Origin of the sequence: Haemophilus parainfluenzae (genome assembly GCF_003252755.1) — a bacterium.
Lineage (GTDB): Bacteria > Pseudomonadota > Gammaproteobacteria > Enterobacterales > Pasteurellaceae > Haemophilus_D > Haemophilus_D parainfluenzae_N.
Genome location: NZ_QEPT01000001.1, coordinates 309,090 through 319,833 on the forward strand (window position 1 = coordinate 309,090; position 10,744 = coordinate 319,833).

8 protein-coding genes and 1 CRISPR repeat array are annotated in these 10,744 nt (G+C 37.7%); of the genes, 4 read left to right on the plus strand and 4 right to left on the minus strand.

Features of this window, described 5'->3' with window-relative positions; translation table 11 throughout:
- The first annotated feature begins 51 nt into the window (after nucleotides 1-51).
- The 3 genes from cas9 to cas2 are packed head-to-tail and all read left to right on the plus strand — an operon-like array spanning nucleotide 52 to nucleotide 4,514.
- The gene (gene cas9 / locus DPV95_RS01520) at nucleotides 52-3,222 is read left to right on the plus strand and encodes a type II CRISPR RNA-guided endonuclease Cas9 (protein ID WP_049367424.1); all 3,171 of its coding nucleotides are present in this window, start codon (nucleotides 52-54) and stop codon (nucleotides 3,220-3,222) included.
- Between the two features lie 55 nt (nucleotides 3,223-3,277).
- Nucleotides 3,278-4,195 (plus strand): type II CRISPR-associated endonuclease Cas1, encoded by a 918-nt coding sequence (gene cas1 / locus DPV95_RS01525; protein WP_111406527.1) that lies wholly within the window; start codon nucleotides 3,278-3,280, stop codon nucleotides 4,193-4,195.
- The gene (cas2, locus tag DPV95_RS01530; RefSeq protein WP_049367422.1) at nucleotides 4,188-4,514 is read left to right on the plus strand and encodes a CRISPR-associated endonuclease Cas2; all 327 of its coding nucleotides are present in this window, start codon (nucleotides 4,188-4,190) and stop codon (nucleotides 4,512-4,514) included. Before cas1 ends, cas2 begins: the two co-directional genes overlap by 8 nt.
- Nucleotides 4,515-4,576: 62 nt before the next feature.
- Nucleotides 4,577-5,932: a CRISPR direct-repeat array (repeat unit 36 nt; unit sequence ATTATAGCACTGCGAAATGAAAAAGGGAGCTACAAC).
- 17 nt (nucleotides 5,933-5,949) lie between these two features.
- On the opposite strand, the gene DPV95_RS01535 is transcribed toward cas2, so the two are convergent.
- On the minus strand, nucleotides 5,950-6,225 hold the full coding sequence (locus DPV95_RS01535; RefSeq protein ID WP_065422173.1) for a hypothetical protein: 276 nt from the start codon (nucleotides 6,223-6,225) through the stop codon (nucleotides 5,950-5,952).
- Between the two features lie 28 nt (nucleotides 6,226-6,253).
- Complete coding sequence (locus DPV95_RS01540; protein ID WP_049367421.1) at nucleotides 6,254-6,868, minus strand: riboflavin synthase subunit alpha; 615 nt, start codon at nucleotides 6,866-6,868, stop codon at nucleotides 6,254-6,256.
- Nucleotides 6,869-6,913: 45 nt separating this feature from the next.
- Here DPV95_RS01540 and DPV95_RS01545 point away from each other — a divergent pair, with 45 nt between their 5' ends.
- Nucleotides 6,914-8,311, plus strand: coding sequence for an MATE family efflux transporter (locus DPV95_RS01545; protein ID WP_049367420.1), 1,398 nt, complete (start codon nucleotides 6,914-6,916; stop codon nucleotides 8,309-8,311).
- 37 nt (nucleotides 8,312-8,348) lie between these two features.
- Here DPV95_RS01545 and DPV95_RS01550 read toward each other — a convergent pair whose 3' ends face one another.
- Nucleotides 8,349-9,173, minus strand: coding sequence for a glycosyltransferase (locus DPV95_RS01550; RefSeq protein WP_080351296.1), 825 nt, complete (start codon nucleotides 9,171-9,173; stop codon nucleotides 8,349-8,351).
- A 23-nt stretch (nucleotides 9,174-9,196) separates the two neighbouring features.
- Nucleotides 9,197-10,672, minus strand: coding sequence for a ribonuclease G (rng, locus tag DPV95_RS01555; protein ID WP_049367419.1), 1,476 nt, complete (start codon nucleotides 10,670-10,672; stop codon nucleotides 9,197-9,199).
- Nucleotides 10,673-10,744 lie beyond the last annotated feature (72 nt).

Sequence of the window (10,744 nt, forward strand, 5' to 3'; positions counted from 1 at the left end):
AAAATCTGTTAAAATTTAAACAAAAAAAACTAATAAAAAGGAACCAACCTTATGGAAAATAAAAACTTACATTATATCCTTGGTCTCGACCTTGGTATCGCCTCTGTTGGCTGGGCTGTGGTTGAAATTGACGAAAAAGAGAATCCTCTGCGTTTAATTGATGTTGGTGTACGTACTTTCGAACGAGCAGAAGTGCCCAAAACAGGTGAAAGCCTTGCGCTTTCTCGTCGCTTAGCCCGCTCTGCTCGTCGATTAACTCAGCGTCGCGTTGCTCGCCTGAAAAAAGCAAAACGACTTCTGAAATCAGAAAATATTCTCTTATCCACTGATGAACGTCTTCCTCATCAAGTTTGGCAACTACGTGTCGAAGGTCTAGATCGTAAATTAGAACGCCAAGAATGGGCTGCGGTGTTATTACATTTAATTAAGCATCGTGGTTATTTATCTCAGCGTAAAAATGAAAGTAAAAGCGAAAATAAAGAGCTAGGCGCGCTATTAAGCGGTGTAGCCAGTAACCATGAATTACTGCAACAAGCTACATATCGCACGCCTGCAGAACTTGCCGTAAAAAAATTTGAGGTCGAAGAAGGCCATATCCGTAACCAACAAGGCGCCTATACTCACACGTTTAGCCGACTAGACTTACTCGCCGAAATGGAACTCCTCTTCTCTCGTCAACAACACTTTGGAAATCCATTCGCTTCAGAAAAATTATTAGAAAATTTGACCTCACTTTTAATGTGGCAAAAACCTGCCTTATCTGGTGAAGCTATTTTAAAAATGCTCGGTAAATGTACTTTTGAAGATGAATATAAGGCAGCTAAGAACACTTATTCCGCAGAACGTTTTGTTTGGATAACGAAATTAAATAATTTACGTATTCAAGAAAATGGCTTAGAGCGTGCTTTAAATGATAATGAACGTTTAATGTTAATCAACCAACCTTATGAGAAAGCTAAATTAAATTATGCACAAGTACGTTCAAGATTAAATTTATCTGATGAGGCAATCTTTAAAGGCGTCCGTTATTCCGGTGAAGATAAAAAAGCCATTGAAACCAAAACAACTCTGATGGAAATGAAAACCTATCACCAAATTCGCAAGGTATTAGAAGGTAATAACCTAAAAGCTGAATGGGCTGAATTAAAGGCAAATCCAACATTATTAGATGAAATTGGCACGGCATTTTCATTATATAAAACTGATGAAGATATCAGTGGTTACTTAGCAGGAAAACTCTCTCAACCTGTATTAGATGTATTATTGGAAAATCTTAGTTTTGATAAATTTATCCAATTATCTCTTAAAGCTTTATATAAACTTCTGCCATTAATGCAACAAGGACTACGCTATGACGAGGCTTGCCGTGAAATTTATGGCGATCATTATGGTAAAAAAACAGAAGAAAACCATCACTTCTTACCACAGATTCCAGCTGATGAAATCCGTAATCCTGTAGTTTTAAGAACACTCACGCAGGCTCGTAAAGTGATTAATGGTGTAGTGAGACTATATGGTTCGCCAGCTCGTATTCATATTGAAACAGGACGAGAAGTTGGCAAATCTTACAAAGATCGCCGTGAACTAGAAAAACGTCAGGAAGAAAATCGTAAACAGCGTGAAAACGCAATCAAGGAATTTAAAGAGTACTTCCCTCATTTTGCTGGTGAACCTAAAACCAAAGACATTTTAAAAATGCGACTTTATAAACAACAAAATGCAAAATGTTTATATTCCGGCAAACCTATCGAATTACACCGTTTATTAGAAAAAGGTTATGTAGAAGTCGATCATGCCTTGCCGTTTTCCCGCACTTGGGATAACAGTTTCAGCAATAAAGTACTGGTGCTTGCTAATGAAAATCAAAACAAAGGCAATTCAACCCCTTTTGAATGGCTTGATGGTAAACATAACAGCGAACGCTGGAGAGCTTTCAAAGCATTAATTGAAACCAGTGCATTCCCTTATGCAAAAAAACAACGCATCCTAAGCCAAAAACTTGATGAAAAGGGCTTTATTGAACGTAACTTAAATGATACACGCTACGTTGCTCGTTTCTTATGTAACTTTATTGCAGATAATATGCACTTAACAGGTGAAGGAAAACGCAAAGTATTTGCTTCCAATGGGCAAATTACTGCCTTACTTCGTAGTCGTTGGGGATTAGCAAAATCACGTGAAGACAATGATCGCCATCATGCTTTAGATGCTGTTGTGGTCGCTTGCTCAACTGTCGCCATGCAGCAAAAAATCACACGTTTTGTTCGCTTTGAGGAAGGCAACGTATTTACAGGTGAGAGAAGAGATCGTGAAACGGGTGAAATTATTCCATTACACTTCCCTGCTCCATGGCAATTTTTCAAGCAAGAAGTTGAAATCCGTATTTTTAGTGATAATCCTAAACTGGAGCTAGAAAATAGATTGTCAGATCGTCCGCAAGCCAATCATGAATTTGTCCAACCTCTGTTTGTATCTCGAATGCCTACACGCAAAATGACAGGTCAAGGGCACATGGAAACCGTGAAATCAGCGAAACGTCTCAATGAGGGGATAAGCGTGATTAAAATACCACTCACTAAATTAAAATTAAAAGATTTAGAATTGATGGTAAATCGTGAGCGTGAAAAAGATCTATATAAATCTTTAAAAGCTCGACTAGAAGCTTTTAATGATGACCCTGCTAAAGCCTTTACTGAATCTTTTGTTAAAAATGGCTGGGCTATTGTTAAATCAATACGAGTAGAAAAAGTACAAAAATCTGGCGTATTAGTCCATGCTGGTAATGGAGTAGCAGACAATGCATCTGGCTCTATAGTGCGAGTAGATGTTTTTATCAAAGACAGAAAATATTTCCTTGTACCTATTTATACCTGGCAAGTGGCTAAGGGTATTTTACCCAATAGAGCTGTTATTGCAGATACTGATGAAAATGAATGGGAAATGATGGATGAGAATTCGACTTTCCAATTTTCATTACATCCAAATGATTTAATTAGAGTTAAAACTAAAAAAGATGAATTTTGGGGTTATTTTAACGGGCTAAATCGACATACGGGAGGGATAAATATAAGAACCCATGATTTAGAAAAATCAAAAGGTAAACAAGGTATTTTTGAAGGTATTGGAGTTAAAATTGCCCTTTCCTTTGAAAAATATCAAGTAGATGAACTTGGGAAAAATATTCGTTTATGTAAACCAAGTAAACGCCAACCTGTTCGTTAATCTCAATTCAATCCTCATGCGCATTACGTATGGGGATTTTTTGTAAGGATACATTATGACATGGAGAAGTCTTCTTATTAGTAAAGGGGGAAAACTCTCTTTGCATCAGCAACAAATGCTGATTCAACAAGAAGGGAATGAATTTAGTGTCCCTTTAGAAGATATTGCTATTGTTGTTGTGGAAAGCCGAGAAACAGTGATTACCCTTCCATTGCTCTCGGCATTCGGTTTATACGGGATTACTTTATTGAGCTGTGATGAACAATTTTTACCTTGTGGTCAATGGCTCCCTTTTAATCAATATTATCGACAATTAAAAACCCTTAAATTACAACTAGAAACGAGCTTGCCACTGAAAAAACAACTTTGGCAACGTATTGTGCAACAAAAAATTCGTAATCAAGCAAAAGTCTTATCACTCTGTCATCATCAAGAAAAATCAGAACGGTTACTCCAACTCGCTAATTTAGTGAAATCAGGTGATAAAGATAATCTTGAGGCACAAAGTGCGGTCATTTATTTCTCTGGATTATTCGGCGCTCATTTCAGACGAAAAGAAGAAGACAATGCGATTAATATACATCTGAACTATGCTTATACCGTTATACGTTCAGCTGTGGCAAGAAGCCTTGTGCTTTATGGTTGGTTACCACAATTAGGCTTATTTCATCATAGCGAACTTAATGCCTTTAATTTAGCGGATGATTTTATTGAACCGTTTCGTCCTCTTGTTGATTTGCTGGTATGGAACTTGCTCGAAAAAGGATTACTCTCCCAAAATCTCAGTCCTCTATCAAAACAGCAATTAATCAAAATCCTGCATCATCAACTGCGCTTTAACCAGGAAAAAGTGAGTGTTTTGACTGCTATTGATAAAACCATTGCCTCTTTACAAATTGCACTTATTCAAAAAAATGCAACATTATTGCAGTTACCAGAGATCGATGCACTACAGGAATACCAATATGAGTGAGGAAGTCTTTATGCGTATGATCGTTTTATTTGATTTACCGGTTACCACTAAAGCAAAAATGCGGGCAGCAAACCAATTCCGTCAATTTTTACTTAAAGATGGTTATCAAATGTTACAACTTTCTATTTATACTCGAATTATTAAAGGGCGAGATGCGTTAGAAAAACATCATAAAAGACTCGTCGCACACTTACCTGAAGAGGGATCAATTCGATGTTTATCTATTACAGAAAAACAATTTGCGAGCATGGAAATTTTAGTGGGAGAGAAAAAACTGCAAGAAAAAAAGGTCAATTCAAATCAATTACTGCTTTTTTAACCGTTTTTTTAGATAAAACAAAAGCCCCTAAACCTTACGGCATGGGGCTTTTTGCCGTCCCTATTATAGCACTGCGAAATGAAAAAGGGAGCTACAACCTTTAGCCACTGATTTACGGTTGGCTGACTATTATAGCACTGCGAAATGAAAAAGGGAGCTACAACCAACGCCATTTACTTCTAACACTGCCGAACATTATAGCACTGCGAAATGAAAAAGGGAGCTACAACTTAACGGTGCTAAATAGCCCTCTTTAATCAATTATAGCACTGCGAAATGAAAAAGGGAGCTACAACGTTAATTCTTCAATAGTTTCAGCACCTTCTATTATAGCACTGCGAAATGAAAAAGGGAGCTACAACTGTTGTCCTCGTATTAAGCAGCTTTAGCGGATTATAGCACTGCGAAATGAAAAAGGGAGCTACAACTCAAAAACACAGAGATAGCATATACACTCGATTATAGCACTGCGAAATGAAAAAGGGAGCTACAACTTTGTGACAAGTCAGTTAGCGATAATTTTTATTATAGCACTGCGAAATGAAAAAGGGAGCTACAACGCCTTTCCATAAAGTTTCTTCAATACCTCAATTATAGCACTGCGAAATGAAAAAGGGAGCTACAACGTTTTTGTGTGAAATATTAAAATCATTAAAATTATAGCACTGCGAAATGAAAAAGGGAGCTACAACAAATTGGCAAGGCAACCAATTCCATTTGGAATTATAGCACTGCGAAATGAAAAAGGGAGCTACAACACTGGAGGAATGAAGTTTAATATCTATGTTATTATAGCACTGCGAAATGAAAAAGGGAGCTACAACTTACAAAATGATTTGCCTAATCCAGGTGACATTATAGCACTGCGAAATGAAAAAGGGAGCTACAACGAACGCGTAGAGGCTAACGATTCAATTTCCATTATAGCACTGCGAAATGAAAAAGGGAGCTACAACAATCACTAAATTTTCACCATCAATTTTTAAATTATAGCACTGCGAAATGAAAAAGGGAGCTACAACTAATCCACATTGCGTAAGCATAAACAAGTTATTATAGCACTGCGAAATGAAAAAGGGAGCTACAACAAGCAAGTACTGAAATTCAAGGGAAAGGGCATTATAGCACTGCGAAATGAAAAAGGGAGCTACAACCAAGCCTCCAACCAATACTGAGCAACACGTATTATAGCACTGCGAAATGAAAAAGGGAGCTACAACGCAATACCGTATCTCTTAGCCACGCACCCCATTATAGCACTGCGAAATGAAAAAGGGAGCTACAACTTCCAGCAATATAATGCTCGTTGGCAATCAATTATAGCACTGCGAAATGAAAAAGGGAGCTACAACGCTGTATAGCGTGGACTTGGTTAGAGATGAATTATAGCACTGCGAAATGAAAAAAGATGTTATTACAATACAGTATAAGTTTACTATTTAATAATAATGTATTTAACTTCATTCTCTTCTTGCATTTTTTTCTGATGCTCTTTCTCCCATTTTTTATATAAAAAATGGATTAATATCCTAAATAAGATAAGAAAGACGAGGCAAGTAAAGGCAATACCTAAAAGTACGTTCCATATTACACCATTAATAACGCCAATCAGTACAAAAACCATTAAAAGTGGAAATAGAAAAAACACATTAAACATGGCAATAAACTCTCTGCCTAAAAAGCGAATAAGAGCAACTTCATCTTTAAACATATTTCCTCCTTATGGTAATCTTAATTAACTATATCCCTCTTGCTTTTAAATAATTCTCCACTGTATCCACAATCGCTTGAGTTTGTGGATCAATTTCAATATTTACTAAATCGCCAATTTGGCGTTTGCCGATTAGAGTTCTATGTAAGGTTTCAGGAATTAAATTCACGCAGAATTCATCACCGTTCACTTCACCAATAGTAAGGCTGATGCCGTCAATCGCGATAAATCCTTTAGTCAGGATATATTTCATCACCTCTTTATTGGGTAATTTAAACCAAACCTGACGATTGTTTTCGCTTTCGATAATTTGTGAAACACTTGCGGTACAATAAACGTGGCCGGATAAAATATGTCCGCCAATTTCGGCGCCCATTTGCATCGCGCGTTCGATATTCACAAAATCCCCTGCTTTTAAGCTACCGAGATTGGTGATGCGCAAGGTTTCCTGCATTAAATCAAAGCTCACAAGATCATCGTGAATTTCAGTCACTGTTAAGCACACGCCGTTATTCGCCACTGATGCACCGATTTCTAAGCCTTTTCGCATTTCAGCTGGTAATTTTACGATCTGTGTTCTAAAATTATCGCTATCTTTAATTGCATGAATTTGGGCGATGCCCTGTACAATACCTGTAAACATTATTATTCCTTCATTAAAAATTTTTCCAATATTATAGCAAAATTTATGAATTCTCGTCTTTTTTCTCAATACCGTATTGATATTCAAAAACTTATCCGAATTGCGACACCTATCGGGCTTGCCCAATTGGCTCAAACTGGCATGGGTACCGTGGATGTGATTATGGCGGGGCGTGTGAGCTCGGCTGATGTAGGCGGTGTCGGTATTGGTGCCTCCATTTGGCTACCTTTGGTACTTTTCGGGCAAGGATTATTACTCGCCTTGCCACCAACAATTTCCTATTTAAATGGTTCAGGACAACGTCATCGCATAGCTCACCAAGTGAGACAAGGTCTTTGGATTTCATTTTTAGTGATGATTCCCCTTGCACTCATCATCTATCATAATGATTTCATATTACAGTTTATGAATATGGATGCCCACATGGCTGATGTGACGATGAATTATTTGCGTGCAATGGTGTCGGGCTTACCTGCCTATTTATTGCTGATTAATTTCCGCTGTTTGAATGATGGCATTGCCAAAACAAAACCCGCCATGGTGATTACCTTCATGGGGTTAATGCTGAATATTCCGCTGAATTATATGTTTATTTACGGCAAATTTGGTGCACCTGCATTGGGCGGTGTCGGTTGTGGTGTGGCAACGGCTATTGTCAACTGGGCGATGGCAATTTTGATGATTACCTATTCGGCCAAAAACTATAATGAACGTAGTTTGAAAGTCTTTGAAAAGATTATTGAAAAGCCTGATATCAAAACACTGAAAAAATTGACCGCACTTGGTTTACCTATTGCCATTGCGCTGTGCAGTAAAGTCTCACTCTTTGCGCTAAGTAGTTTATTACTTTCACCATTAGGTGCGGATGTGGTCGCTAGCCACCAAATTGCGTTAAACACCAGTGCCGTAGCCTTTATGTTCCCAATGTCTATTGCGATGGCTGCAACCATTTTAGTGGCGCAAGAGCTCGGTAATCATGCACCTCAAAAAGCCAAAATCATGGCTCACGCCGCTATTATTCTTGGCTTGATTGCGGCAAGTGTATTAGCGTTGGTGATTTGGGTATTTAGTGCAGAGATTGCCGCATTAATTGTTGGCGATAATGCCACCGTTATTGCTCTTTCAGGCAGCTTATTAGCGATGGCGGCGATTTATCAATTTTCAGATTCAGTGCAAGTCGTTGTGAGCGGTATTTTACGTGGCTATAAAGATACTAAAATTATTCTCTACATCACATTACTTGCCTATTGGGGCGTGGGTATCCCAGTTGGTTATGTTCTTTCCCGTACGGATTGGATCGTACCAAGCATCGGCGCAAAAGGTTTCTGGGTAGCATTTATCATTGCCTTAACCATTGCTGCTGCTTTACTCTTTATGCGTATGCGAAAAATCCAATCACAACCTGATGAAGCCATTATTCAACAGTTAGAAAGATTGAAGTAGTTAAAGTGAAAAGTGCGGTCAAATTTGACCGCACTTTTTACTCTTTAGCCCAAGGCCGTTCATTACCATACATTTCAATATTCTTTTGACACAATATCTTCAATATTTCTGAAGAAAGCTCATTATTATATTGGTCAGATAACAATAATTCTGGAAATAAGCCTCTTACATTAATGAACTTATCAAAATCAACTACATAATGTACCGTATATTTTCCCGTAGTTTGTCCTTTTAATCCTAAATCTTTCAGCTTTTTGTAGACAACACGATCATTCTCTAATCCTGAATACCAACTTTGAGCGACCATTAAAGCGATATTTTTAGGCAATGCGTAACAATTGGTATCAATATGATGTCCTAATATATCAAGATCATATTCTAATGTTTTTTGATGTTCGCCCAAGTTAATAGATAACTGAACACTTCCTCTCGGTCTCCAATTTCCTAATGATTGAAAATCATCTCGACAGATAAATACTCCATCTGACAAATAGAAAGATCTTAATGAATATACAAAATCTGCTCCAGTGTTTAATTCATCGACAATTGTCTCGACATGATTTTTAGTAATTCGATTGTCATCATCCAAATAGCAAATTATATCTTCAGATACTAAAAATGGTGCAATAGCATTGATAGAACTATTAAGCATTAAATTCTTACCTGTATTCATTGGTAAGTAAATTGGGATAACATTAGGATATTTATCTAAAATTGCTTTCGCTTTATGCCAAAATATCTCACCATCGACAAAAACATAATGCTTACAAGAATACGACTGATTTTGAACACTTAGTATCGTTTGTTCTAGCTCAGCTCGTCCAATAGTTGAAGTTATTATAGCTACACTTGGCTGAGTCATAATTCTAAAACCATATAATCACGCTACATCACCACCACATCAAACTGTTCTTGGTTGTAGTACTGCTCTGTTTTGACTTGAACCTGTTTGCTGATGAACATTTCTATCTCTGGCAATAAACCGTGCGATTCTTCTTTGATTAAGTAATCCGCTACAGCTGGAGACGCATAAACCACAAATTGTTCACTTGAGAATAAGTGGTTAACGCGAATAATCTCACGCATAATTTCATAACATACTGTTTCAACTGTTTTCACGCGTCCACGACCTTGGCAAGTTGGGCATTCATCACACAAAACGTGTTCTAAACTTTCGCGAGTACGTTTACGCGTCATTTCCACTAAACCAAGTTGAGTAAAACCATTCACATTGGTTTTCACGCGATCTTTTGATAGGGCTTCTTCCAAGGATTCAATCACGCGATTGCGATGCTCATCGGTTTGCATATCAATAAAATCAATAATGATAATTCCGCCTAAATTACGCAGTTGTAGTTGCTGGGCAATAGCTTTAGTGGCTTCAATATTGGTGTTAAAAATCGTTTCATCTAAATTTCGGTGACCAACGAAAGCCCCGGTATTAATATCAATGGTCGTCATGGCTTCGGTCTGCTCAATAATGAGATAGCCACCTGATTTTAAATTCACGCGTTTTTCAAGTGCATTTTGAATACCACGTTCTACACCATAAATATCAAAAATCGGCTGACTGCCCGTATAAAGCATTAATTTTTCACTTAATTCCGGCATAAATTCATCGGTAAATTCTTTAACCTCGTTAAAACAAAGTTTGGAATCGATATGAATTTTCTCTAAATTGGCACCGATAAAATCACGCAAAATACGTTGTGGTAATGCGGGTTCGCCATAAATTTTAGAACGTGTTGGATATTTTCCTTTACGCTCAAGCACCTTACGCCATAAACGTTTTAAAAATTCCGCATCTTGGCGCAACTCTTCTTCTGTTGCGCCTTCGGTAGCTGTACGGACAATAAAGCCGCCTAACTCATCACAAAAAGGCTCAACCAATGCTTTTAATCTGGCGCGCTCTTCTTCGCTTTCAATACGTTGTGACACACCAACATGGCTATTTTCCGGCATAAAGACGAGATAACGAGAAGGTAATGTAATATCCGTGGTTAATCTTGCGCCTTTTGTGCCCAAGGGATCTTTCACCACTTGTACCACGATATCCTGCCCCTCGCGTACGAGTTCAGAAATGCTTTTTGCACGGAATTGTTTTTGTTCGTTCAAATCCACGCATTCGGTATGTGAAACAATATCGGAAGCATGCAAAAATGCTGCTTTTTCTAAACCGATATCTACAAAAGCGGACTGCATCCCTGGTAAAACACGGGTTACTCGTCCTTTATAAATATTCCCCACGATGCCACGTTTGGCTTGACGTTCAATATGAACTTCTTTTAAAACACCCGTTTCCACCAACGCAACGCGGGTTTCATTGGGCGTAACATTCATTAATAATTCAACAGAATCCATTTTTTCGACCTTAGTTTTAATCATATTAGTCTATCGAAAAGGAAAATAGAATAATAGTCCTAAATGAGGTAA

What these genes read in the sequence shown, in the direction of transcription:
- cas9 (WP_049367424.1), top strand. Translation starts at nt 52, where the DNA reads ATGGAAAATAAAAACTTACATTATATCCTTGGTCTCGACCTTGGTATC.
- cas1 (WP_111406527.1), top strand. Translation starts at nt 3,278, where the DNA reads ATGACATGGAGAAGTCTTCTTATTAGTAAAGGGGGAAAACTCTCTTTG.
- cas2 (WP_049367422.1), top strand. Translation starts at nt 4,188, where the DNA reads ATGAGTGAGGAAGTCTTTATGCGTATGATCGTTTTATTTGATTTACCG.
- DPV95_RS01535 (WP_065422173.1), bottom strand. Translation starts at nt 6,225, where the DNA reads ATGTTTAAAGATGAAGTTGCTCTTATTCGCTTTTTAGGCAGAGAGTTT.
- DPV95_RS01540 (WP_049367421.1), bottom strand. Translation starts at nt 6,868, where the DNA reads ATGTTTACAGGTATTGTACAGGGCATCGCCCAAATTCATGCAATTAAA.
- DPV95_RS01545 (WP_049367420.1), top strand. Translation starts at nt 6,914, where the DNA reads ATGAATTCTCGTCTTTTTTCTCAATACCGTATTGATATTCAAAAACTT.
- DPV95_RS01550 (WP_080351296.1), bottom strand. Translation starts at nt 9,173, where the DNA reads ATGACTCAGCCAAGTGTAGCTATAATAACTTCAACTATTGGACGAGCT.
- rng (WP_049367419.1), bottom strand. Translation starts at nt 10,672, where the DNA reads ATGGATTCTGTTGAATTATTAATGAATGTTACGCCCAATGAAACCCGC.